This window comes from Arthrobacter sp. MYb23 (assembly GCF_002979775.1).
Classification (GTDB): Bacteria; Actinomycetota; Actinomycetes; order Actinomycetales; family Micrococcaceae; genus Arthrobacter.
Map to the genome: position 1 here is coordinate 123,701 of NZ_PCPR01000003.1, position 24,020 is coordinate 147,720.

22 protein-coding genes are annotated in these 24,020 nt (G+C 62.5%); 16 read left to right on the forward strand and 6 right to left on the reverse strand.

Annotation, left to right across the window (positions count from 1 at the left end):
• The first annotated feature begins 13 nt into the window (after positions 1-13).
• The 3 genes from CQ020_RS05300 to CQ020_RS05310 are packed head-to-tail and all read left to right on the forward strand — an operon-like array spanning position 14 to position 2,719.
• Complete coding sequence (locus tag CQ020_RS05300) at positions 14-739, forward strand: DUF5998 family protein (RefSeq protein WP_105690877.1); 726 nt, start codon at positions 14-16, stop codon at positions 737-739.
• Positions 736-1,965 carry an alkaline phosphatase family protein gene (locus CQ020_RS05305; protein WP_105690878.1) on the forward strand — a complete coding sequence of 410 codons (1,230 nt, stop codon included), beginning with the start codon at positions 736-738 and terminating at the stop codon, positions 1,963-1,965. The genes CQ020_RS05300 and CQ020_RS05305 overlap by 4 nt, the downstream gene beginning before the upstream one ends.
• On the forward strand, positions 1,958-2,719 hold the full coding sequence (locus CQ020_RS05310; protein WP_105690879.1) for a thymidine kinase: 762 nt from the start codon (positions 1,958-1,960) through the stop codon (positions 2,717-2,719). The genes CQ020_RS05305 and CQ020_RS05310 overlap by 8 nt, the downstream gene beginning before the upstream one ends.
• 69 nt (positions 2,720-2,788) lie before the next feature.
• On the opposite strand, the gene sepH is transcribed toward CQ020_RS05310, so the two are convergent.
• On the reverse strand, positions 2,789-4,129 hold the full coding sequence (gene sepH, locus CQ020_RS05315) for a septation protein SepH (RefSeq protein ID WP_105690880.1): 1,341 nt from the start codon (positions 4,127-4,129) through the stop codon (positions 2,789-2,791).
• A gap of 300 nt (positions 4,130-4,429) precedes the next feature.
• Here sepH and CQ020_RS05320 point away from each other — a divergent pair, with 300 nt between their 5' ends.
• The gene (locus tag CQ020_RS05320; protein WP_105690881.1) at positions 4,430-4,729 is read left to right on the forward strand and encodes a DUF4193 domain-containing protein; all 300 of its coding nucleotides are present in this window, start codon (positions 4,430-4,432) and stop codon (positions 4,727-4,729) included.
• Here the strand turns inward: CQ020_RS05320 and CQ020_RS05325 are convergent.
• Positions 4,726-5,223, reverse strand: a complete 498-nt coding sequence (locus CQ020_RS05325) for a DUF3093 domain-containing protein (RefSeq protein WP_105690882.1) — start codon at positions 5,221-5,223, stop codon at positions 4,726-4,728. The two genes, CQ020_RS05320 and CQ020_RS05325, sit on opposite strands and share 4 nt — an antisense overlap.
• A gap of 106 nt (positions 5,224-5,329) precedes the next feature.
• Here CQ020_RS05325 and dut point away from each other — a divergent pair, with 106 nt between their 5' ends.
• The 4 genes from dut to CQ020_RS05345 all read left to right on the forward strand — a co-directional run bounded on the left by dut (position 5,330) and on the right by CQ020_RS05345 (position 7,893).
• Complete coding sequence (gene dut / locus CQ020_RS05330; protein ID WP_105691065.1) at positions 5,330-5,869, forward strand: dUTP diphosphatase; 540 nt, start codon at positions 5,330-5,332, stop codon at positions 5,867-5,869.
• Positions 5,870-5,985: 116 nt separating this feature from the next.
• Positions 5,986-6,744 (forward strand): DUF3710 domain-containing protein, encoded by a 759-nt coding sequence (locus CQ020_RS05335; protein ID WP_105690883.1) that lies wholly within the window; start codon positions 5,986-5,988, stop codon positions 6,742-6,744.
• Positions 6,737-7,114, forward strand: a complete 378-nt coding sequence (locus CQ020_RS05340) for a hypothetical protein (RefSeq protein WP_258141720.1) — start codon at positions 6,737-6,739, stop codon at positions 7,112-7,114. Before CQ020_RS05335 ends, CQ020_RS05340 begins: the two co-directional genes overlap by 8 nt.
• Positions 7,111-7,893, forward strand: coding sequence for a DUF3159 domain-containing protein (locus CQ020_RS05345; RefSeq protein ID WP_105690884.1), 783 nt, complete (start codon positions 7,111-7,113; stop codon positions 7,891-7,893). The genes CQ020_RS05340 and CQ020_RS05345 overlap by 4 nt, the downstream gene beginning before the upstream one ends.
• Here the strand turns inward: CQ020_RS05345 and CQ020_RS05350 are convergent.
• Entirely contained in the window at positions 7,860-8,597 is a 738-nt protein-coding gene (locus CQ020_RS05350) for a TrkA family potassium uptake protein (protein ID WP_105690885.1), read from the reverse strand. The genes CQ020_RS05345 and CQ020_RS05350 overlap by 34 nt on opposite strands.
• Complete coding sequence (locus CQ020_RS05355) at positions 8,597-9,268, reverse strand: TrkA family potassium uptake protein (protein ID WP_105691067.1); 672 nt, start codon at positions 9,266-9,268, stop codon at positions 8,597-8,599. Before CQ020_RS05355 ends, CQ020_RS05350 begins: the two co-directional genes overlap by 1 nt.
• 114 nt (positions 9,269-9,382) lie before the next feature.
• On the opposite strand from CQ020_RS05355, the gene CQ020_RS05360 reads away from it, so the two are divergent.
• From CQ020_RS05360 to CQ020_RS05395, 8 genes are all read left to right on the forward strand, one after another.
• Positions 9,383-11,356, forward strand: a complete 1,974-nt coding sequence (locus CQ020_RS05360; protein ID WP_105690886.1) for an APC family permease — start codon at positions 9,383-9,385, stop codon at positions 11,354-11,356.
• Positions 11,357-12,730 carry a class I SAM-dependent RNA methyltransferase gene (locus CQ020_RS05365; protein ID WP_105690887.1) on the forward strand — a complete coding sequence of 458 codons (1,374 nt, stop codon included), beginning with the start codon at positions 11,357-11,359 and terminating at the stop codon, positions 12,728-12,730.
• A gap of 243 nt (positions 12,731-12,973) precedes the next feature.
• A complete protein-coding gene (gene acnA / locus CQ020_RS05370) occupies positions 12,974-15,781 on the forward strand; it encodes an aconitate hydratase AcnA (RefSeq protein WP_105690888.1) in 2,808 nt (935 codons plus the stop codon).
• Between the two features lie 210 nt (positions 15,782-15,991).
• Positions 15,992-17,965, forward strand: a complete 1,974-nt coding sequence (gene dxs / locus CQ020_RS05375; protein WP_105690889.1) for a 1-deoxy-D-xylulose-5-phosphate synthase — start codon at positions 15,992-15,994, stop codon at positions 17,963-17,965.
• Positions 17,962-18,531, forward strand: coding sequence for a DUF402 domain-containing protein (locus CQ020_RS05380; protein ID WP_105690890.1), 570 nt, complete (start codon positions 17,962-17,964; stop codon positions 18,529-18,531). Before dxs ends, CQ020_RS05380 begins: the two co-directional genes overlap by 4 nt.
• Entirely contained in the window at positions 18,528-19,088 is a 561-nt protein-coding gene (locus CQ020_RS05385; protein WP_105690891.1) for a hypothetical protein, read from the forward strand. Before CQ020_RS05380 ends, CQ020_RS05385 begins: the two co-directional genes overlap by 4 nt.
• Before the next feature lie 31 nt (positions 19,089-19,119).
• Positions 19,120-19,338 (forward strand): hypothetical protein, encoded by a 219-nt coding sequence (locus CQ020_RS05390; RefSeq protein WP_024820545.1) that lies wholly within the window; start codon positions 19,120-19,122, stop codon positions 19,336-19,338.
• A gap of 68 nt (positions 19,339-19,406) precedes the next feature.
• The gene (locus tag CQ020_RS05395) at positions 19,407-20,384 is read left to right on the forward strand and encodes an aldo/keto reductase (protein WP_105690892.1); all 978 of its coding nucleotides are present in this window, start codon (positions 19,407-19,409) and stop codon (positions 20,382-20,384) included.
• Between the two features lie 187 nt (positions 20,385-20,571).
• On the opposite strand, the gene CQ020_RS05400 is transcribed toward CQ020_RS05395, so the two are convergent.
• Complete coding sequence (locus CQ020_RS05400) at positions 20,572-22,716, reverse strand: 3-hydroxyacyl-CoA dehydrogenase NAD-binding domain-containing protein (RefSeq protein ID WP_105690893.1); 2,145 nt, start codon at positions 22,714-22,716, stop codon at positions 20,572-20,574.
• Positions 22,713-23,984, reverse strand: a complete 1,272-nt coding sequence (locus tag CQ020_RS05405; RefSeq protein WP_105690894.1) for an acetyl-CoA C-acyltransferase — start codon at positions 23,982-23,984, stop codon at positions 22,713-22,715. Before CQ020_RS05405 ends, CQ020_RS05400 begins: the two co-directional genes overlap by 4 nt.
• Positions 23,985-24,020 lie beyond the last annotated feature (36 nt).

The following is a 24,020-nucleotide window of genomic DNA, read 5'->3' on the forward strand; positions in this document are numbered from 1 at the left end:
TGAAAATGGGGGAATGAGCACCCAGTCTCCGACGCCTCAATCCCGCCCGTCCAATGCCGGGCCCCACACCGCCCACCATCACAGCTCGCAGGGACAGAGCCTTGAGCAGGCGCTGCAGCAGTCAGGTTTCTACCCACGGTTGGTGGCCGACGTCGTTGATGACGCACTGGACGGCCGGGAGTGCCTCTCACACCTGGTCCACTTGGAGACCCACTTTGACCGGGCCGAGGTCCGCAGGCACATTACGGTGCTGGTGCTCACGGAAGACATGCTGGTGATTACCCACGTGGATGACCAACAGTTGGATGAGGCCGGAGAACAGATCGTTGCCCAGGTTTCCACGGAATCGGTACCGGTGGCCCAGATCCGTTCAGTGGTCCTCAGCTACATGTATTCGCAGCCCCAGGATTACAAGCCGTCTGATCCTGTCCGTGAAATGACGGTATCCATCGCCTGGTCCGGTGGCCAACGACTGGACATGGGCCCCGCAAGCTGCGGGGATCCCCAGTGTGAAGCCGATCATGGTTACAGCGGAACCATCGCCCAGGAAGACATTGTCCTGCGGATCAGCGCCGAGGCAGACGGGCTCCAGGCTGTTCAGGACGCCAAGATTTTTGCCCGCGCACTGCGGGCAGTAAATACGGGCAACCCAACACCCGCCCAGCATGCCAGCATCCCTGCGCCGAGGCCGCGTTCGGGCGTCTTCAGCAACCGCCTCAGCCGCGGACACCAGCGTTGAGGGAAACCGCACAGAACCCGGTGAACACCTCTGCGGGGAACACCCCGGCCGCAGACCTCCCATCGCCCCCGCTGTTCGGGAGCAAGTCCATAGCGGAAGTCCTTACCAGTTCGGCCGCATCCCTGGGCATGCCCGGCTTCACCAACCACCTTCACTTGCCACCAGCGCAGCGTGTCTGTGTGGTCCTCGCCGATGGCCTGGGCCGTAGCCTGTTGAAGCAGAAGTCTTCCCACACACCCTTCCTTCGATCGGTCATTGCGGGCGGACAACGCAACGTCCCCACGTGGATCGACGCCGCCTTCCCCACCACCACTGCGGCTTCCCTCGCCAGCCTCGGCACAGGTCTGCCTGCCGGACAGCACGGAATGGTGGGCTACGACGTCCTCGACCCCGACCAAGACAAGGTAGTCAACCTCCTGGGAAACTGGGATTCGCACGTTGACCCCGCGCAGTGGCAGCCTCACGCCACGGTCTTCGAAAGGCTGGCCGGGGAGCTGGACGTGGTTACGGTAAGCCTGCCGCAGTTCGCAAACTCACCGATGACCCAGGCTGCACTCCGGGGAAGCCGCTTTGTCGGCGGGACCACGCTGCATGCGCGGACCGCCGCGGCCGCTGAGGCAATGTCCGGCGGCGGCCGTTCGCTGATGTACTTCTACGCCAACGAGCTGGACAAGGCCGGCCACCGCTACGGCTGCCAGTCGGACCGCTGGGAGCACCAACTCGAAGAACTCGACTCCACAGTGAAAAGGCTCTCCACCACTCTGCCTGCCGGGACCACCATCCTGCTGACCGGCGACCACGGCATGTTGGACGTGCCTGAATCCCAGAGGATCGACTACTCCGCTGATGAAGCTCTGGTGGCCGGAGTCCGTCACACTGCCGGGGAGCCCCGCATGGTGCATCTCTATCTTGAACCGGATGCCACCCCTGCACACACGGAATCTTTGATTGAAGCCTGGCGTTCGCGCTTTGGTGAAAGAATCTGGGCCTTTACCCGGGAGCAGGCCGTTGACGCAGGCTTGTTCGGCGCGGTGCGGCCCGAGGTCGCTCCCCGGATTGGCGATGTCATGATTGCGGCTCGGGACACCTTGGCCCTTTATGACACGCGGCGGGCCCGGCCGGCTTCACTGGAAGTGGTGGGCCAGCACGGATCGCTGACCAAAGCCGAACGCGAAGTACCGTTGCTGTGTTTCGCCGCGGCAGGTAAAAAGGGCAAACGTGGCTGAGCTGGTCTTCTTCTCAGGCACCATGGACTGCGGCAAGTCCACCCTGGCTCTCCAAATGGACCATAACCACCGTGCACGTGGACGGGGAGGTGTCCGGTTCAGCTGTAACGACCGAGCAGGTGATTCAACCATCTCCAGCAGGCTGGGCCTTCAAACCGATGCCGTGGAAGTTGTGGACAGCACCGATTTCTGGGACGAAGTGGTGGCCCGGCGAACCAACGGGCTCCGCGTGGACTACCTGATTTGTGACGAGGCCCAGTTCTACTCGCCCGTCCAAGTTGAGCAGTTGGCCCGGGTGGTGGATGAGATGGAGGTGGACGTCTTCGCCTTCGGCATCACATCAGACTTCCGCACCCGCTTGTTTCCCGGTTCACAGCGGCTCATTGAACTTGCAGACAAAGTGCAGGTGCTCCAGGTTGAAGCTTTGTGCTGGTGCGGCCGACGTGCAACCCAAAACGCCCGCACCGTGAACGGCATCATGGTGGTGGAAGGTGATCAAGTGATGGTGGGCGACGTCGCACCCCAAAACGGCGGCGACGACGCCGTACACATGGAGGCGGTGCACGTGCAGGACACCCTGCCCATGGAGACAGTGCCCGCGCAGGTGGTGGGGTACGAGACGCTGTGCCGCCGCCACTACATGAGGCGTGTAACGGCCCATGGCGCTCATCTGATGGCCGGAGCAGACCAGCTGCTGCCGTTCGACATCGATGCCTGCCTCTGGCCCGGCGCAGGGGCTCTTCGGCAAAGCTAGCCGATCCTGCCCCGCCGGGATCCAGCGGGGCAGGTGACTAGCCAGCCGGTTTTCCACCAGCCGGTGAAGTCAGTCGCCGCGGGCTCCGAACACGATCTCATCCCAGCTGGGGATGCTGGACCGCTTGGGGCGGGAAGGCTGGCGTTCCGCAGGGGCATCAATGTCCTTGCGAGTCTCTGCGTCTTTCTGATCCTCCGACGGCGTCTCATCCCGGCTGACGTCATGGGCCGATGGCGCGCCGGCGGCTTCCTCGTCGGCCTGTGGCCTCGGTTTGCCACTGCCGCCCAGAAGTTCGTCAAGACCCGCAGGTTTACGGCCCGTCAGCGAAGTGACAGGCCGCAGTGGGCTGGCTACCACCGTTATTTCACGGGTGTCGGTGCTCACTCCATTGTGGAGCTTGAGGGAGTCATCATCAGCGTCGTGGGATTCGACGTGCTGCGGAGCAAGGCTCAGCCGCGACAACATTGAAGGGCGGCCGTCTTTACGTGCTGGCTCTTCAGCGCTGGTGGCCACCGGCTTGGCATCTTCGAGGCCGGTATCTTCGGCCGCCTCGTCAAGTTCTTCACCGGGCCGGGGGTGGGCGGCGGGGACGTTGCTCAGCAGTACAGCCAAGGCGTCGTCGCCGTCTTCGTCCACGCCCAGGCGTTGGCCACGCCGTGAACGGAGCATTTCAAGGAGGCTGTCAGATTCTTTCGCGGACGCGCGTGCGGCTGATTCGGCGTCGGACTCGAAATCGAACGGCCTGTCCGAGACGGCAGCAAGCCGCCGGGCGGGGACCGGGCCGTCCATCGGCTCAAGTTCACTGAGTTGCTGTGCCCAACGGTTGGCGTTCTGCAGCGACTTGCGTTGGGGACTGAAGGTCCACATGGCAGGCGGTTCTTCGCCGATGCTTCCGTGAGCGCCGGGAACAGTTTCGAAACGTGCGACCACTGTCCAAGTGCCGTCCGGACGTCGCCATGAATCCCAGTCCACCGTGGAGGAATCAATGCCGTGCGCCGAGAGCCGGTAGTCAACCATCTCGCCGAGAGTGGCCGGGTTATCGCCAAAAGCGGAGCGGTAGATCTCATGACCGGGAGCAGGGGAGGCAACCTCGATGTTGCGGGCCTGGCGGACGACGTACTCGCGCTCTGCAAGGACAGGGCCTTCATAGCGTTGGACGTTGGCAAGGGGGAGGCCGGACAGTTCGGCAACTTCGGTGGCCGTGGCACCGCTGCGGATCCTGGCCTGGATGTCGCGGGGCGACATGGCAATAGCCGTGTTGGAGGCGCGCGCCGCCACCTGGGCAGGGGTGCGGCTCGCCGCGGCCCTGAGGGCTTCGTCGATCGGAAGCTGGAACATCGCACCACCCGGGCCGCTCAAGAGCAGATGCCCGCCGTCGTCGTGGACGCCTACCAGTCGTAGATCCTGCATAACACCCTCCACCACATGGCATAACTGACATTCGAAACTCTGCCACCCGCGGGGGTCTTTTCCTACTAGGACAAAGGGCGTGCCGTGATATTCCGCTGAAAACAGTTCGATTCCGACGGGCTTTCCAGCCAACATTCACCCAAAACAACGCCTATGGACATTCGGGGCAGGGGGGAGGACAATCTGGCCGATATCGGGCACAAATCCGGGGCGTCCGGCGTTTCCCCGTTAAACCGGATGCAGGCAACTTCCAGCATCCGCTTTCCCACCCGGAACTGGTAAGGAGGACGAAGAAGGACCATGGCCACGGACTACGATGCCCCTCGAAAAACAGAGGAAGACGTCAGCGAGGATTCCCTGGAAGAGCTCAAGAATAGCCAATCAGGGAAGCAGTCCTCAGCGGTGGACGTCGATGAGACCGACCTTGCCGAAGGCTTTGAGTTACCGGGCGCGGATCTCTCCGGTGAAGAACTCCTCATTCAGGTGATGCCACCGCAGCCGGACGAATTTACGTGCTTCAACTGTTTCCTGGTCAAACACAAGTCCCAGATCGCCGCGGAAAGGGGCGGTCACCAATATTGCTACGAGTGTGAGAGCTAGCTCTTGGAAGGAGTCAGTGCCGAAACGAGCTCATCCGGACGTCGGGATGACGCCAACCAGTAAGGGGTCCGGTCTGCGGGGTCGGTGATTTCAATCTTGACCACCGGGTCAATCCACCCGCGGAAGCACATAAAGGCCAACCCATTCAGGCGGGGGCCGCGCTCGGCGGTGGCCTCGGCTTTTGTGAACGCCTGGACCGAGCCTACGAATTTGCGGTCAATGCTCGCCCGGCCCACCCTGACGGTGTCAGTGGTGACGGTGATGGTGGGAGTGGACAGCACCAGCATGATGGTCATGATGGCCAGCAGGACAACGGCAGCGATGATGCCGGTGGCTGCACTGATGGGACCAAACATCAGGACGCCCGCGCCGGACAGGCCAACAACCACAATCCAGATCCACACGGACGGCCACAGCTTCTCGGTGTACAGGACCTCGGAGGCCGATGGGGTGTTCCGGGCAGGAACGGGGGAGGACTGGTCAGGCGTAGGCATGGATCCAGCTTATCGGGCGTTGGCCCCCGGCTGCGCCCTCCTGCGCGGTCGGTCCCGGGTGGCTGGACCGGCTCAGGAGAATCAAGTCCCGGTAGAATGGACCACTGTGAGTAACGAGACCGCAGTATTCAGTAAAGATGCCGCTTCCGCAGTCGCGGACAGCAGCGAAACCACCGCAGCATATGGCGCCCCCACTCTGGAGGTGCAGTTGAAAATGCTCGACGCCGGCCTGGAGGCCCCGTCGTATGCCCACCCTGGAGATGCTGGTGCCGATCTCCGCTCGCGTGAGGATGTTCACCTTGCCCCCGGTGAACGCAAACTCGTTCCAACAGGTGTCTCCATTGCACTGCCGGACGGATTCGTGGCTCTGATCCACCCCCGTTCCGGACTCGCAACCAAACACGGGCTGACGGTTGTCAATGCTCCCGGGACCGTGGATGCCGGGTACCGTGGCGAAATTGCCGTCACGCTCCTGAATACCGACCAAAACCATGCCATTGACCTCAAGCGCGGCGATAGAATTGCACAGATGGTGATTCAGCGCGTCGAATACGCGCAGTTTGTTGCTGTTGACCAACTGTCCGATTCCGTTCGGGGAACCGGCGGCTTCGGCTCGACGGGCGGCTTCAACGCACCGAAGGCCTGAGAAACTACTGAACCTTGCGTACCGCACGCCGACGCTTGACGCATGGGAGCGGTTTAGCGAGGTTTAACGTGGTTGCGGTTTACTTGGGGATAGACCACTACTAAGGAGAAAACCCAATGCTTTTTGGGCGCGGCAAAAAGTCCAAGGACGGGCAACCGGAAACCGCCGGCACCGTCGAGGAATCCGGTACCGAGGCACCAAGTTCTGAACCAGGTGGTTCCGGCACTCCCGGTGACTTCCGGCTCGGCAAGGGTCCCTTGGACATCGACGAAATCGAAAGCCGCGATGGCTATGTGGACCTCGGTGCACTGCTGATCGCACCGGCCGAGGGTCTCCAGCTGCGGCTTGAGGTGGAAGAAGCCACCCAGCGCGTAGTCGCCGTGACCATGGACCTCAACGGTTCCAGCCTGCAGCTCCAGGCGTTTGCGGCACCACGTTCCGAGGGACTGTGGGATGAGATCCGTGAACAGATCACCCAATCGGTGGCGAGCCAAGGCGGGGAGACCGAAGAAGTTTCCGGAACTTTCGGCACTGAACTCGTGGCCAAACTGCCTGCCGAAGCGGCAGACGGCAGCAAAGGCTTCCGGGCAGCCCGTTTCATGGGTGTTGACGGGCCGCGGTGGTTCCTCCGCGGTGTCCTGGGCGGACAGGCTGCCTTGGAGCGTGATGCCGCAGCAGGACTGGAAGAGCTCTTCCGCAAGGTGGTAGTGATCCGTGGCGATAATCCGATGCCTCCGCGCGAGCTGCTGCAGCTGCGGTTGCCCAAGGATGCTGCGGTACCCGGCCAGGCCGGCGCTCCCCAAGGTTCGGTTCCTCCTGCAGATCCCGCCTTGCAGCAGCCGGAGCGAGGGCCGGAGATCACCCAGATTGGCTGATGAATCGGGCCGCAACGGGGTGGCCGGCCAAGGTCCCGAACGGCAGGGAGTGCGTGATCTCCCTGCCAGGGGCCGGGCAACGTGCACCGGCTTCATCGAGTCGGTCACACACCAGCCACCCAGCGAGCAGCCATTTTTCTCCGCTGTGGTGGTCGACTCCGTGCGTCAAGGACCTGTGCCGGACACAGGGGCTGGCAGAGTCAGGAAGCCCTACGACCGCCTCCGCGTGATTTGGCTGGGCAGGACCCGCGTTCCAGGCATTGAAGCCGGCGTGGAACTCCGCTTGGACGGCATGGTGACCCAGGTTGATGGCCTTCCGGCCATGTTCAATCCCCGCTACGAAATACTTTCCCGTCAGGAGCACCTATGACCGTGGCCAACGGTTCAGAACCGAAGGACGCGGGGCGCGATACGCCCCGCGAGAACGAAGAACTGCCCATGGATGCGCCAAAATCCGGCACGGAAGGGCCCACCGTGTCCGATCTCGCTGCCGGGTATGCCGAAAAAGCCGGACTGCACCGGAACAGCGCAGGCCACGTGGACATGCTGAAGTCCGCCGGCGGTGTGCAGGGCATTGCCGAGAGCATCCTCCCGGGATTAGTGTTCCTGGTGGTTTTCACCATCACGCGGGATCTCACGCCGGCCCTCATCGCGGCCTTGGCTGCGGCCGCCGTCTTCACTGTGGTCCGCCTGATCCAGCGCCGTCCCTTGACTCAAGCGTTGGCGGGCGTGGTGGGGGTGGGTATTTCTGCCTGGCTGGCAAACACCACCGGCAAGGCCGAGGACTTCTACGTGCTGGGCTTCTTCACCAACATCGCGTACATCGCAGCCATGGTGCTGTCCATCGCCTTCAAATGGCCGGTGGCCGGACTCCTCTTCGGCTTCGTACGGAACGAAGGACTGGAGTGGCGCAAAGATCCTGAGCGGCTCCGGGCCTACTCTTTGGGTACGTGGATCGTGGTGGCTGTGCTGGCCCTGCGCCTTGTGGTGCAGGTCCCCTTGTACTTCATGGGCGAGCCCGGCCTGACAGCGTTGGCTACCACCAGGCTCCTGATGGGCGCCCCGCTGTACATACTGGGACTCTGGGTGGCTTGGCTGGTCACCAAGCCGGCACCTCAGCCGTCGAAGCCGTCGTCCTCAGCGGACTGATCCACTGATTCGGAAGACCCCTCACGCGGTTCCTGTCCGTCGTCGGACGTTGGTGACAACAGGGACCGCAAGCCGTCCTCGGCAGCGATGGTGGTGACAAAGAAGAGCTCGTCACCGCCGTCCAGGACATCATCACGCGTGGGCGTAATGGGCGCCTGATCACGCAGGATGGCAACCAGGGTGGCATCCTCGGGCCACTGAATTTCACCCACCGTGCTGCCAATGACGTGGGAGTCATGCGGAACGGTGAATTCCACGATCGAGGCCACGCCCGTCTGCAAGGTCAACAGGCGCACGATGTCGCCGATTTCGACGGCTTCTTCGACCAACGCCGTCATGAGCTGTGGAGTATTTACTGCTACGTCCACACCCCAGGAGTCGTTGAACATCCAGTCGTTCTTGGGGTTGTTCACGCGTCCCACAGTGCGGCCCACGCCGAATTCCGTCTTGGCCAGCAGGGACACCACCAGGTTAACTTTGTCGTCGCCGGTGGCAGAAACCACGACGTCGGCATCCTCGAGTTTTGCGTCCTGAAGGGTGCTGAGTTCGCAGGCATCGCCCACCAGCCAGCGGGCGCCACGCAAGCCGCTGCGTCCAATCACTTCGGGCTTCAGGTCAATGAGGAGGATCTGGTGCTTGTGGGCCAGCAGCTCACGCGCAATGGACGAGCCGACGCTGCCCGCGCCAACGATGACAACTTTCACTAAGACTCCTTGGCGGGTGCTTTGGCGAGAATCCGGCTGATCTCGGACGTTCGGTCCAGGCTCACCATCGCGTGGACGGTATCACCCTCCTGGTATGCGGTGCCGGTTTGGGGCAACAGGCCTTCACCGAACCTGGTGAGGAAAGCGATGCGGATTCCGGCGGCGGACTCGATGGAGTCCAGGCTGTGTCCGATCCACGCTTCGTGCAGATCCACTTCGGCCAATACCAGTCGGCCGGAGGGCTCGCGGTAGTCGCCGGCGAGATGCTGCTCGGGAAGAATGCGCCGGAGTACCTGGTCAGCACTCCAGCGCACTGCTGCCACCGTGGGGATTCCGAGCCGCTGGTAGATTTCGGCACGGCCGGGATCGTAGATCCGTGCCACCACATGGGCAACATGGAAGGTCTCCCGGGCAACCCGCGTGGCCAGGATGTTTGAATTGTCGCCGCTGGAGACGGCGGCGAAGGCGTAGGCCTCTTCCACACCCGCCTGCTTGAGGGTGTCGCGGTCGAAGCCGACTCCGGTGACTTTGCGTCCCGTAAAAGTGTTGCGCAATCGGCGGAAAGCCCGCTCGTCCTGGTCGATGATGGCCACGGAGTGACCGGCATCCTCCAAAGTGTGTGCCAGGGTTGCGCCAACACGGCCGCAACCCATGATCACGAAGTGAGCCACCATGTCTCCTAATGTCCGTCGTCCGTCCCGCTCGGTATGACTTTACCTTTGCGGCGGGCTTATCCCTGCGACGACCGTCATGACATCCCTGGGGATTCAGAGTAGCTTTGCGGAGTGCTGACAATTCTGAATGCCGCGAAGCGGGTGTTGGTGGGCAGGCCGGTCCGGAATGACCGACTGGCCCACACTTTGTTGCCCAAACGCATCGCTTTGCCGATCTTCGCCTCGGACGCCCTGTCCTCAGTGGCTTATGCCCCGGACGAAATCCTCTTAACCTTGGCCCTTGCAGGCGTCAGCGCGGTGGCATTTTCCCCGTTGGTCGGCCTCGCCGTCATGGTGGTATTGCTCACAGTGGTGGCTTCTTACCGCCAAAATGTCCACGCTTATCCGTCCGGCGGTGGCGACTATGAGATTGCCAATGTCAATCTGGGCAAGTACGCCGGCCTCACTGTCGCTTCCGCCCTGTTGGTGGATTACGTCCTGACTGTTGCCGTGTCCATGTCCTCGGCGGCCACGTACCTCACCACCGCCATGCCCGCTCTGCACGGCCAGCAGGCTTTGATCGCTACGGTCGGCGTCATCATCCTTGCGCTGGTCAACCTCCGGGGTGTCAAGGAAGCCGGGACTGTCTTCGCCATTCCCACCTATATCTTCATGGCATCCATTCTGGGCATGACTGTGGTGGGCATCTTCCAAGCCATCAGCGGCACGTTGGGGGAGGCTCCGTCCGCGAACTTCACCATAGTGCCCGAGCCTGGATTCGATGAGGGCCTGGTGGGGCTGGCCGGGGCATTCCTCCTGCTGCGTGCCTTTTCCTCCGGGGCCGCCGCACTCACTGGTGTTGAAGCCATCAGCAACGGGGTGCCCAATTTCCAGAAGCCCAAGAGCAAGAATGCGGCAACAACCCTTCTGCTGCTCGGCGTCATAGCGGCTTCCATGCTGGCAGGCATCCTCTATCTGGCCAACGCCACCAAGGTGCACATCGTCCTCGACCCGGCCCGTGAGTTCCTGGTGGACGGCAAACCGTTGCCCGAGGGTTACATCCAGACTCCCGCCATCAGCCAGATAGCCGACACCATCTTCGGTTCCGGCTCCATTCTTTTCTACGTCGTAGTTGCGGCCACGGGCATCATCCTGGTGTTTGCTTCCAACACGGCGTTCAACGGATTCCCCGTGCTGGGTTCCATCCTGGCCCAGGACGGGTACCTGCCCCGACAACTCCGTACGCGCGGCGACAGGCTGGCGTTCAGCAACGGCGTCCTTGCCTTGGCGGCAGGCGCTTTGGTCCTGATTCTCGCGTTCAACGCAGACGTCACCAAGCTGATCCAGCTTTATATCGTGGGCGTTTTTATTTCCTTCACCGCCAGCCAATTGGGGATGATCCGGCACTGGGGCCGCGAACTGAAACTTGCCAAGGACAAAGCTGTCCGTCGGCGCATCATCAAATCGCGGACCATCAATATGCTGGGTTTCGGGATGACGGCACTGGTCCTCGTCATTGTCCTCATCACCAAGTTCGAGCAAGGCGCGTGGATAGCGCTGCTCGCGATGTTCGTTCTCTTCCTCATCATGTGGAGCATCCGCGCGCACTATGACAATGTGGCCAGGGAGTTGGCGGTGGACGAGGACTCCTCGCCCCGCGCACTGCCCACCAGGGTTCACGCAGTCCTCCTTGTTTCACATGTCCGCAAGCCAGTCCTTCGGGCACTGGCCTACGCCCGGGCATCGAGGCCTTCGCGCTTGGATGCCGTCACCGTGGACATCAGTACTGAAGAGACGGCCCAGACCGTGCGGGATTGGGAGAAGCTGGAAATTCCGGTTCCCCTGACGGTGTTGGCCAGCCCCTACCGTGAAACCGTGACGCCCATCATGGACTACATCAAGAACATGCGCCGCGACTCACCGCGGGACCTGATTGTGGTGTACATCCCCGAATATGTGGTGGGCAAGTGGTGGGAGCAACTCGTGCATAACCAGACAGCACTCAGAATCAAGACGAGGCTCCACTTCGAACCTGGAGTCATGGTTGCCAGCGTTCCGTGGCAGTTGAAATCGTCCGAAGAAGCAAAGGCACTGCAGGATACCTAAATGACCTCCCACAGCAATTCCCCACAACACCAAGCCCACCACACCAGGGACCAGGGCATGCCCGGTACTGAACTGGTGGTGGACATCGGTCCCATCGCCCATGGAGGGCACTTCGTCGCGCGGCACGAAGGGCGCGTCATTTTCGTCCGGCACGCCATCCCGGGCGAGAAAGTCCGCATCCGCCTGACCGATTCCGGCGACTCGTCGCGCTTCTGGCGTGCCGACGTCGTCGAGGTCCTTGAAGGTTCAGCGGACCGTGTTCCGCACTTTTGGAAGCAGGCGGATTCGCTGGGCTCGTGGAGCCGCGGCACGGCGCCGGTGGGCGGCGCGGAGCTTGGACACATTTCCTTGCAGCGCCAGCGAGCATTGAAATCCGAAGTGCTGGCAGAACAGCTCAAGCGGCTTGCCGGCCTGGACCTCGCCGCCGAAGTGGAAGCTGTGGGAAACAATCACGACGGCGGACTCGGCTGGCGTACGCGCGCCAGCTTCGCTGTGACCCTCAAAGGCCGGTTAGGCATGCACGCGCACCGGTCAGATGTGGTGCTTCCCATCAAGGAGATGCCGTTGGCGCTGGCGAGTCTCAACGAGCTGAAGCTGTGGGACCTGGACCTGTCCGGCATCGCACGTGTGGAAGTGGCCGTCCCCGCCAACGGTTCACGGCCCTTGATCCTGCTGGCCCCCGAAGAATCCACGAGTCCCAAGCGCTTGCACAGCATCGTGTCTCAGTTACCGCCCGACGTTTCCGTTGCAAGCTTCGATCCCGGCAAGGGGGAGGTCCTGCAGCTACGGGGGAGGACCTGGGTGCAGGAAACTGCAGCGGGCCACGACTACCGGGTGACCGGCGAGGGTTTTTGGCAGATCCACAAGGACGCCCCGGACACACTGGTGGGCGCCGTGACGGGCTATCTTTCTCAAGGCGGGTACTTGCAGCCCGGCGCTTCTGTTGCTGATCTCTACGCCGGTGCCGGGCTGTTTACGGCACCTCTGGCGGACGCCGTCGGAGTGACCGGTTCGGTCCTGTCCGTGGAAGGCGCGCCAGGCACCAGCCGGGACGCCCGCAAAAACCTGCATGGTCAGTCCCAGGTGGAAATCGTTCAGGGGCGCGTCGAACGGGTCCTGCACCAACGCGCCCGCAGCTTCGACTCGCTGGTGTTGGATCCACCCCGCGCTGGAGCCGGCAAGGCTGTGGTGAAGCAACTGATGGCCACGGGGCCCCGCGCAATCGCCTATGTGTCGTGTGATCCGGCATCCTTCGCACGTGATCTGGGTTACTTCCATCAAGGTGGCTGGCGTCTGGAATCCCTGCGGGCCTTCGACCTTTACCCGCACACGCACCACCTGGAGACCGTCGGACTGATTGTCCCCGCGGCCTAACCGCCGCACAGTCCGCGTTCCATGGTGCAGAAGGCGGAACCGCGTGTTTCCGCAGCTACGCCTGATCAGTGACGCAACACCGGAGTATGCCACTACGATGGCAGTAGTAGCCCCGGTCAACGGAAATCAACGCCGCTGACCGGGGTGACCAAGAGAGATGCCGCCCGGCTAAGTAAGGTGCGCCTAACTGGCTAGCGGCCAACCACGCGACAAAGATGAAACTGTTGCGAGAGGAGTCCTGCCATGAGCACTGTGGACAGCTTCGGTTCCAAAGGCGTACTGAATGTAGCCGGCACCGACTATGAAATTTTCCGGTTGAACTCCGTAGAGGGCGCAGACAGCCTTCCGTTCAGCCTTAAGGTATTGCTTGAAAACCTCCTGCGGACTGAGGATGGCGCCAATATTACGGCTGACCATGTCCGCGCCCTGGCCGGTTGGGATCCCAATGCGGAGCCCGACACGGAAATCCAGTTCACCCCGGCCCGCGTCATCATGCAGGACTTCACGGGCGTTCCCTGCGTCGTGGACCTGGCTACCATGCGTGAAGCCGTCAAGGAGCTCGGCGGTGACCCCAAGCGCGTCAACCCGTTGGCGCCTGCGGAAATGGTCATCGACCACTCCGTCCAGATCGATGCCTTCGGTAACTCCGGCGCACTGGAGCGCAACATGGAGATCGAATACCAGCGCAACGGTGAGCGCTACCAGTTCCTTCGCTGGGGCCAGACCGCGTTCGACGACTTCAAGGTTGTCCCCCCGGGAACCGGCATCGTCCACCAGGTCAACATCGAATACCTGGCACGCACGGTCATGACCCGCGAGGTAGACGGCGTTGTCCGCGCCTACCCCGACACCTGTGTTGGCACCGACTCGCACACCACCATGGTCAACGGCCTCGGCATCCTGGGTTGGGGCGTTGGCGGCATTGAAGCCGAAGCTGCAATGCTTGGCCAGCCCGTCTCCATGCTGATTCCCCGTGTTGTGGGCTTCAAGCTCAAGGGCAGCATCCCCGCCGGCGCCACCGCTACCGACGTCGTGCTGACCATCACCGAAATGCTGCGCAAGCACGGTGTTGTTGGCAAGTTCGTTGAGTTCTACGGCGAAGGCGTTGCCGCTGTGCCGCTGGCCAACCGCGCCACCATCGGCAACATGAGCCCGGAATTCGGTTCCACGGCTGCAATGTTCCCCATTGATGACGTCACCTTGGACTACCTGCGCCTGACCGGCCGCTCCGAAGCAAACGTGGCCCTCGTGGAGGCATACAGCAAGGAACAGGGCCTCTGGCACGATCCTTCCCGCGAACTGCGCTTCTCCGAGTTCCTTGAGCTGGACCTGTCCACCGTTGTTCCTTCCATCTCCGGCCCCAAGCGTCCCCAGGACCGCATTGAGCTCACGGACGCCAAGGAGCAGTTCCGCAAGGACATCCACAACTACGTCTCCATTGAAGACGGCAGCGTGGATGAGTCCCTGGACGAGTCCTTCCCGGCCTCCGATTCGCCGTCCTTCACGCACGCCGATTCGCACACCACGGAAACGGACCGCGTTTACTCCGCCGCCAACGGTGCCCATGGCCGCCCGTCCTCGCCGGTCAAGGTCAAGACTGCCGATGGCCGCGAGTTCGAGCTGGACCACGGCGCAGTGTCGATCGCTTCGATCACGTCCTGCACCAACACGTCCAACCCGTCCGTCATGCTGGCTGCGGCCCTCCTTGCACGCAACGCCGTGGATAAGGGCCTGACCTCCAAGCCGTGGGTAAAGACCTCCGTGGCACCGGGCTCAAAGGTTGTCACTGACTACTACGAGAAGTCCGGCCTCACCCCTTACCTGGAGAAGCTTGGCTTCTACATTGTGGGTTATGGCTGCGCCACCTGCATCGGTAACTCCGGCCCGCTTGAGCCGGAAATCTCCGAGGCAATCCAGGCAAATGACCTCTCAGTCACTGCTGTCCTCTCCGGTAACCGCAACTTCGAAGGCCGCATCAACCCGGACGTGAAGATGAACTACCTGGCGTCGCCGCCACTGGTCATCGCCTACGCCCTGGCAGGCTCCATGGACTTCGACTTCGAAGCCGATGCCCTGGGCACGGACTCCGAGGGCAACGAGGTCTTCCTCAAGGACATCTGGCCGAACCCCACTGAGGTGCAGGAAGTCATTGACTCCTCCATTGACGAGGCAATGTTCGCCAAGGGCTATGAGGGCGTCTTCGACGGCGACGACCGCTGGAAGGCCCTCGACACCCCCGCAGGCGATACTTTCGCCTGGGCCGAGGACTCCACCTACGTGCGGAAGCCCCCATACTTCGAAGGCATGAAGGCTCAGCCGGATCCCGTCAAGGACATCTCGGGCGCCCGGGTTCTCCTGAAGCTTGGCGATTCCGTCACCACGGACCACATCTCGCCGGCCGGTTCCTTCAAGTCGGACACTCCTGCGGGCCAATACCTTCTGGCCAACGGTGTGGAGCGCAAGGACTTCAACTCCTACGGTTCACGCCGTGGCAACCACGAAGTCATGATCCGCGGCACCTTTGCCAACATCCGTATCAAGAACCAGCTCCTGGACAACGTTGAGGGTGGCTTCACCCGCGACTTCAGCCAGGAAGGTGCACCCCAGGCCTACGTTTACGACGCAGCCCAGAACTACCAGGCAGCAGGAACGCCGCTGGTTGTCCTGGCAGGCAAGGAATACGGCTCCGGCTCGTCCCGCGACTGGGCAGCCAAGGGCACGGCGCTCCTGGGTGTCAAGGCCGTCGTCGCCGAAAGCTACGAGCGCATCCACCGCTCCAACCTCATTGGCATGGGCGTCCTTCCGCTGCAGTACCCCGCTGGCGAGTCCGCAGCCACGCTGGGCCTGACCGGTACGGAAACGTTTGCAGTAGAAGGCGTTACCCAGCTCAACAACGGCACCACGCCGAAGACGCTCAAGGTAACTGCAACTGCTGAAGACGGCACCGCCAAGTCCTTCGATGCCGTTCTGCGCATCGATACCCCGGGCGAAGCGGACTACTACCGCAACGGTGGCATCCTGCAGTACGTTCTGCGCCAGATCTCGGCATAAGGAAGCGGCTGGTTTACAGCTGATTCAGTAGCCGGACAGCCCCGGCTGGTCGCCCGACCAGCCGGGGCTGTTGGCGTCCGGGGATCAGTCAGGGGACCAGCCAGGGGACCTCCCCGAAGAACAAAGCCAAGGCTCGAGGCCGCGGCGCATCGCGCGGGCCCGGGCACGCGCTAAAGTTAACAAGCACGTCATTCACCCTAAGGAGGGCCGTTGGGACTTTTGGAAACCGTCAAGGATCCACGGGACCTGGCCACATTGTCCGGCTCGGAGCTGGAACAACTGGCCGGGGAAATCAGGGAATTCCTGATCACCAACGTAGCCGCAACGGGTGGACACCTTGGGCCCAACCTGGGCGTTGTGGAACTCACTCTCGCTGTCCACCGGAACTTTGAGTCTCCACGGGACAGCGTCATCTTCGATACCGGCCACCAGTCCTATGTGCACAAGCTGCTGACCGGACGCCAGGACTTCACCACGCTCCGCCAGCAGGGCGGCCTTTCCGGCTATCCGGACCGTGCCGAGTCTGAGCACGACATCGTGGAGAGTTCACATGCGTCCTCCTCCCTGTCCTGGGCTGATGGCATCTCGCGCGCCCGGCAGCTGACCGGTGAAGGCGACCGGTTCGTCGTCGCTGTCGTTGGCGATGGCGCCCTGACCGGTGGCATGGCGTGGGAGGCCATCAACAACATTGCTGCCGACAAACGGCGCCGCGTGGTGATCGTTGTCAACGACAACGGCCGCTCCTACGCCCCGACGGTCGGCGGGTTTGCTGATTATCTGGCGTCATTGCGTCCCACCATTGACTCCCTGCGCACCACTCCGGCCTACGAACGCATGCTGGACTGGTGGAAGAAGAAGCTTCAGGACGGCGGCCCCGCCGGTCAGTTCACCTATAAGAGCCTGCATGCCATGAAGAAGGGCATCAAGGATTGGTGGGCCCCGCAGGGTATGTTCGAGGACCTTGGCATGAAGTACATCGGCCCGGTTGACGGACATAACCTCCAAGCCATGGAGCATGCACTCAACACCGCCAAGGCCTACGGCGGACCCGTCATTGTCCATGCCATGACGGAAAAGGGCCACGGTTATGCTCCCGCCCTGGCCAACGAAGCAGACCAGTTCCACGCGGTGGGAATCATCGACCCCGAGACGGGCGAGCCCACGGAAATGCCCGGAGCAAGGTCCTGGACCTCGGTGTTCGCTGAGGAAATCGCTGACATTGCCGATGAACGCCCGGACATTGTGGGTATCACCGGCGCAATGCTCATCCCCGTGGGATTGCACAAGTTTGCTGAACGCCACCCCGAAAGGGTGATCGACGTCGGTATTGCAGAGCAGCATGCCCTGACGTCCGCCGCCGGGATGGCCTTCGGTGGCCTCCACCCTGTGGTGGCGGTTTATGCCACGTTCCTGAACCGCGCCTTTGACCAGCTCCTGATGGATGTGGCCCTGCATAAAGCCGGTGTGACCATCGTCCTGGACCGTGCCGGCGTGACCGGCCCGGATGGGCCCAGCCACCATGGCATGTGGGACATGGCGATGGTTCAGATCGTGCCCGGTCTTCATTTGGCCGCTCCCCGTGACGCCACCAGGCTCCGCGAAGAACTGCGTGAGGCCGTGGCCATTGACGACGCCCCCACTGTGGTTCGGTTCTCCAAGGGCAGTGTTGGTTCCGAGATTGAAGCCATCGACCGGCTCCATGACGGTGTGGACATCCTCGCACGGCGACCGGAGGGTTCCACCGAAAACGATGTCCTGATTGTCAGCGTCGGAGCGATGTCCGAACTCGCACTCGATGTCGCCGCCCGCCTGGGCGCCCAGGGCATCAGTTCCACGGTGGTGGACCCGCGGTGGGTCCTTCCCGTCCGTAAGTCCATCATTGCCCTTGCTGCCCGTCACCGCCTGGTGATCTGCATTGAAGACGGAGTGCGGGCAGGGGGTGTGGGGTCCCGTATCCGTCAGGAGATGCGGGCTGCCGGTGTGGACACAGCATTGAACGAAGTGGGCCTGCCAGTGGAGTTCCTGGTGCACGGCTCCCGCAGCCAGGTCCTGGAGCGCGTTGGCCTGACGGCCCAGAAAATAACGCACGACGTCGTAGCCCAGGTTTTGGGGACGAAGGTCCCGTTCGCCAGGCCCCTCCCGGGCCAGGAACACCCGACCACCGGCAGCCTGCCAACGCTGTGACGGACGAGCGCGCGCCGGGCGAATTGCAGCCCGGTGACCTCGTGGTGTCGAGGAACAGGAAATGGGACGGCAAGGCCCACTGGGTGGTGCCTGGCCGCTACCTTGGCGAAGACATTCACGGGTGGTGGATATTTCAGGGCGCCGGCGAGTTCTGCGCACGCCCTGGCGCAGCTTTCTACACGGCGTCGGATGCAATTTTGTTGGTTCCGCGGACTGGTGAGTTTGTGGCCACCTTCTACGACGACAGCTATCCGGGCGACTTCAGGATCTACGTTGACCTGGCCACCGGCCATGACTGGAATCCCATCAAGCCGGGCGTTACTGAATTCCACATGATTGATATGGATCTGGATGTTATCCGTTCCACCAAGCATGGGGTGTTCGTGGACGATGAGGACGAATTTGAGCAGCATCGGATGGTCATGGGCTATCCGCAACAGACGGTGGACGCTATGCGCGCAGAATGCGCGGCCCTTTTTGAGGCAGTGAACACCATGAAAGCGCCCTTCGACGTCAATGGAGCCACCAGCACCAGCGCCGAGTGGTTCAGGAAAGGACGAGCATGAGCGGAATCATCCGAGCGTACAAGCGCGACGACGACGGAGTACTTCACTTCCGGGAGGCGTGGTACGACGAGGAAGACCAGCAGTTCGTCGTGAACCACGGTGCAGTGGGCCACCAGAGCAAGACTGACGAAGCAGACGTTGACGACGAATCTGCCGTGGATGGCCTGATGACAGCTTTTGCTGCGCAGTGCGAGGAAGATGGCTATGCCGAGATTCCCGAGTCTGAGCAGTTCTGGGTAGTTGCCCAGATTGCGTTGAAGTCCAAGGACGGCACTGAACGTGACCGGCACCTTGAGCGGAAAGCCAAAGCCGCCCTCACCGGCGAATTGGCGTGGCGTGGGCTGGGAATCGTGGATCGCTCGGAAATCGGCAACGGCCACCTGAATATCTTCTGCCTCTGCCCGGACGTCAACAAGGCTGTGAATGCCATCAAGATCTGTGTCCGCGGTGAGGATCTGGACTTCACCAAGCTCACGGTCGCAGCAGCGCCCCACAGTGACCCCACGGCATTCCGGGTGAAGCACTCGCCCAAGCAGGGTGTGGGCTTTACTCTCTAAGTAGCACCCCAACGCACCAGAAGGGATCCCCATGGCGTCCAAGAGCAACTGGCCCGGACATACGCCCCTGCCCAAAGGTCTCGCCGCTCCGGCGAGACGGGCTCTGGCGCATGAGGGGATAGAGACGCTGGAGCAGTTGGCCGAGTTCGGCGAGGCCGGGCTGTCCAAGCTCCACGGGATGGGTCCGGTGGCTGTAGCGCAGCTTGAGGATGCCATGGAGGAATCAGGGATCTCGTACGGAACCAGCTAACTGTTCTGCCGAGGGAGTTTGTTGCCTTGGGTGACAATCATTGCCGGGACGCGTATTAGGCTGAATTCATGACTGAATACCGACGCCTTGGCCATTCCGGACTGACTGTCTCAGCTGTAGGGCTGGGCTGCAATAACCTGGGCCGCGCCAATACTCCCACGGAGTCCCAGGAAGGCACGGACGCTGTTGTCCACGCCGCGCTTGATGCCGGGGTGACCTTCTTCGACGTCGCCGATGTTTACGGCCGCGAGCCCGGCCTGAGCGAAGTCATGCTGGGCAAGGCGCTGAAAGGCCGCCGTGATGATGTGGTCATCGGCACCAAGTTCGGCATGGACATGCGCGGAGTCAACGGCAACGATTTCGATGCCCGTGGTTCGCGCAGATACATCGTCCAGGCCGTGGAAGCTTCCCTCCGCCGTTTGGATACTGAGTGGATTGACCTCTACCAGTTCCACACCCCGGATCCGCGCACGCCTATCGAGGAGACGCTGGCAGCCTTGGATGACCTGGTATCCAGCGGCAAGGTCCGGTACATCGGCCACTCCAACTTTGCCGGCTGGCAGATCGCCGAAGCCGAGTATGTTGGCCGGCAATCAGGTGGCGTCCGCTTCATTTCGACCCAGAACCACTACAACCTCCTGGACCGCCGCGCCGAGCTCGAAGTGCTGCCGGCGGCAGGAGCTTTCTCCCTGGGCGTCCTTCCGTACTTCCCCTTGGCCAACGGGCTGCTCACCGGAAAATACTCAGCGGGCAAGGCTCCCGAAGGTTCCCGTTTGAGCCACACGCGCACCAACCTGGTGCACGACGCCGATTGGGAGCAGCTGGGCCGCTTCGGCCAGTTTGCCAAGGAACGGGATATCAGCGAGCTTCAGTTGGCCTTCTCCTGGTTGGCCGCACAGCCGGGAGTCAGCAGCGTCATCGCGGGAGCCACCCGTCCCGAGCAGATCCGCGAGAACGCCGGGGCAGTGTGCTGGGTACCTACTCAGGAGGATCGCGCGGAACTGGATGAGATCTTCCCGCGGGCACCGAAGGTCGCTCTCTTCTAGCCCTCTCTCACACAACAGCCCTTAAACCGGAACGCTCTCTCACCAAGGTGAGAGAGCGTTCCGTTTTAGGCCGCGGGACGTGAGAGAGCGTTCCGTTTTAGGCCGCGGGACGTGAGAGAGGGACGGTTTAGGCCGCGGGACGTGAGAGAGGGACGGTTTAGGCCGCGGGACGTGAGAGAGGGACGGTTTAGGCAGGTGCGGATGCGACGCCAGGGGCGAGGAACCGCTTGCCGTTGACCCGCTCGGAAGCTCCCACTCTGTCCAGGTACGGGGTGATGCCGCCCAGGAACATAGGCCATCCGGCTCCCATGATGACGCAGAGGTCAATGTCTTCAGGACCGGCTACGACGCCTTCTTCCAGCATCAGCCCGATTTCCTCGGCCAAGGCGTCCTGGGTGCGCCGGAGGACTTCCTCGCCAGCGGACGGGCTGTTGCCGAAGGACAGGAGGGCCAGCGTCTCGGCCGGGATGACGGGAGTTCCGTCCGGTCCCGGAGCCCAGAGGCTCTTCACGCCGTTGTCTATGAGTTTCTGGAGGTTTTGCGAGACAGGGAACCGTTCGCCGAACGCAGCATGCAGTGACTCCTGGACGTGTTGTGCCACCGGCAGGCCAACCATGGCACTCAAGGTGAAGGGCGACATTGGCAGGCCCATGGGACGCAGGGCGCTGTCCGCAACCTCTGCCGGGGTGCCTTCGTCGAACGCAGCGATGACTTCTCCCATGAGACGGAGAAGGATGCGGTTGACCACAAAGGCCGCAGCATCCTTGACCAGCACGGCGGTCTTCTTGAGTCCCTTGGCCAGCTCGAAGGCGGTGGCGAGGACGGCGTCATCGGTCTTGGGTGCCCGAACGATCTCCAGGAGCGGCATGACAGCTACGGGGTTGAAGAAGTGGAAGCCCACCAGGCGTTCGGGGTGCTTCAGGTCTTCTGCCATAGCCGTTACGGACAGTGAGGACGTGTTGGTGGCCAGGATGCATTCGGGGGAAACGATCGCTTCAACCTCGGCGAAGACTTGTTTCTTGATGTGCAACTCTTCGAAGACGGCTTCGATGACGAAGTCGGCGTCGGCAAAAGCCTCCTTGGAGACCGAACCTGTGATGAGCGCTTTGGTCCTGTTGGCAGCGTCCTGTTTGATGCGATTCTTCGCCAACATCTTGTCGACTTCGGCGTGGACATAGGCCACGCCCTTGTCCACGCGTGCCTGGTCGATGTCCGTCATGACCACGGGGACTTTCAGCTGCCGGGCGAACAGCAGTGCCAGCTGGCTGGCCATGAGCCCTGCACCCACCACGCCGATTTTGGTGACCGGGCGGGCCAGCTTACGGTCAGGCGCGCCTGCGGGGCGCTTGGAGCGTTTCTGGACGAGGTCAAGGAACGCGTACACCGTTGAGCGGAACTCGTCAGTCTGCATGAGACCTGCGAGGGTCTCGCACTCGAGTTCGGCGGACTCGGCTTGGGTCATGGTGCGGTTGGCTTCCATGACATCCAGGACCTTGCCGGGAGCGGGGGAGGCGTTGGAGGTCTTGGACTCCACAAATGCCCGTCCTGCAGCGACCGCGGCTGCCCATCGGTCCCTGACTGCTTCATCAGTGACATCAACCGAGTTCTTCCGCTCAGGCTTTACGTGGCCGGAGATGACCCGGGCTGCCCATGCGAGCGACTGTTCCACGAAGTCGGCGGGTTCGAACATGGCATCCGCTACGCCGAGCTTGTAGGCCTCCGGCCCGGTGAGGGTCCGGTTGTTGCTGAGGGGATTCTCGATCATGACCTTGACGGCATTCTCCGGGCCGATGAGGCGGGGCAGGATGTAGACGCCGCCCCAGCCTGGTACCAGGCCAATGAACGCTTCAGGGAGGGCAAGTGCGCCAGCGCCCGTGGAGACGGTGCGATACGTGGACTGCAGGGCGATCTCCAGCCCGCCACCCAAAGCAAGCCCGTTGATGAAGGCGAAGCTCGGAACACCCAGGTTGGCCAAGGTGCTGTAGACGGCATGGCCAAGCTGCGCCATCCAGAGCCCATGCTCGCGTTCCTTGAGTGTTTTCACTGCCGAAAGGTCTGCGCCAGCCACCAGGAAGTAGGGCTTGCCCGTGACGCCGACACCCACAATCTCTCCACGTGCAGCCCGCGTCTTCAGGTCCTCCAGGACGCTGCCGAGTTCCACCAGAGTGTTGGGGCCCAGTGTTGTGGGCTTGGAGTGGTCCAGGCCGTTGTCCAGGGTGATCAGCGCAAAGGTTCCGGTACCGCCCGGCAGCTGGATGTCCTGAACGTAGGAGTGGGTCACCACTTCATCCGGGAAAAGGGCGGCAAGTTTTTGGAATTCGGCGGCGCTCATGCGGCGGCTCCTTCGGTGGTGGCTGTGGTGGCCTGGTCAGCGGTGAAAGATTGGTAGGCGGCGTGGTGGGGGTTTTCCCAGATCACCGTGGCACCCATGCCCAATCCAATGCACATGGTGGTGATGCCGTAACGGACCGAGTGATCTTCCTCGAACTGCCGCGCGAGCTGGTTCATCAGGCGCACACCTGAGGAGGCAAGCGGATGTCCGACGGCGATCGCCCCGCCGTAGCGGTTGACCCGGGAATCGTCATCGGCGATGCCGAAGTGGTCCAGGAAGCTGAGGACCTGGACGGCGAAGGCTTCGTTGATTTCGAAGAGTCCGATGTCCTCGATGCCCAGGCCTGCGTTCCTGAGAGCCTTTTCGGTGGCTGGAACCGGACCGATGCCCATGACTTCGGGCTCAACGCCGGCGAAGGCGTAGGAGACCAGGCGCATTTTGACCGGGAGGCCCAGTTCCTCAGCGGCTTCGGCGGAGGCAAGAACAGCGGCAGTGGCGCCGTCGTTCAATCCTGCGGCATTGCCCGCGGTCACCCGGCCATGGGCGCGGAAGGGGGTCCGCAATTCGGCGAGGTCGGCAACAGTGGTGCCGGGGCGCGGCGGCTCATCGGTGGTGTGCAGTGCCCAGCCCTGGCCGGGCTTCATGGTGGCGACAGGGACGAGGTCTTGCTGGATTTGCTCTTTGGCGTACGCTGCGGCGAGCTTGGCCTGGGAGGCTGCAGCATAGGAGTCCGTGCGGTCCTTGGTGATGGCCGGGAAGCGATCATGCAGGTTCTCCGCTGTGTTGCCCATGTTCAAGGCAGCAGGGTCCACCAGGCGCTCGGACATGAAACGGGGATTGGGATCGGCACCGGCGCCCATGGGGTGGTTGCCCATGTGCTCCACGCCGCCTGCAATGACCACGTCATAGGCGCCGAAACCGATGCCGCTGGCCGTCGTCGTAACTGCCGTCATGGCACCTGCGCACATGCGGTCGATGGCGAAGCCGGGTACCGTGCGGGGGAGTCCGGCCAACAGTGCCGCTGTGCGGCCGATGGTGAGGCCCTGGTCCCCGGTTTGGGTGGTGGCGGCGATGGCAACCTCGTCGATTCGCTCCGGGGGAAGTGAGGGGTTCCGCCGCATCAGTTCGCGGATACACTTCACCACGAGGTCATCGGCACGGGTGCCAGCGTAGATGCCTTTTTCGCCGGCCTTGCCGAAGGGTGTGCGAACACCATCCACAAAGACGACGTCGCGGACGTTCCTCTGGGCACTGCGTGATGGACTCATGTATTAACTCCTCGTTGAGACATGGCGCCGAATCCC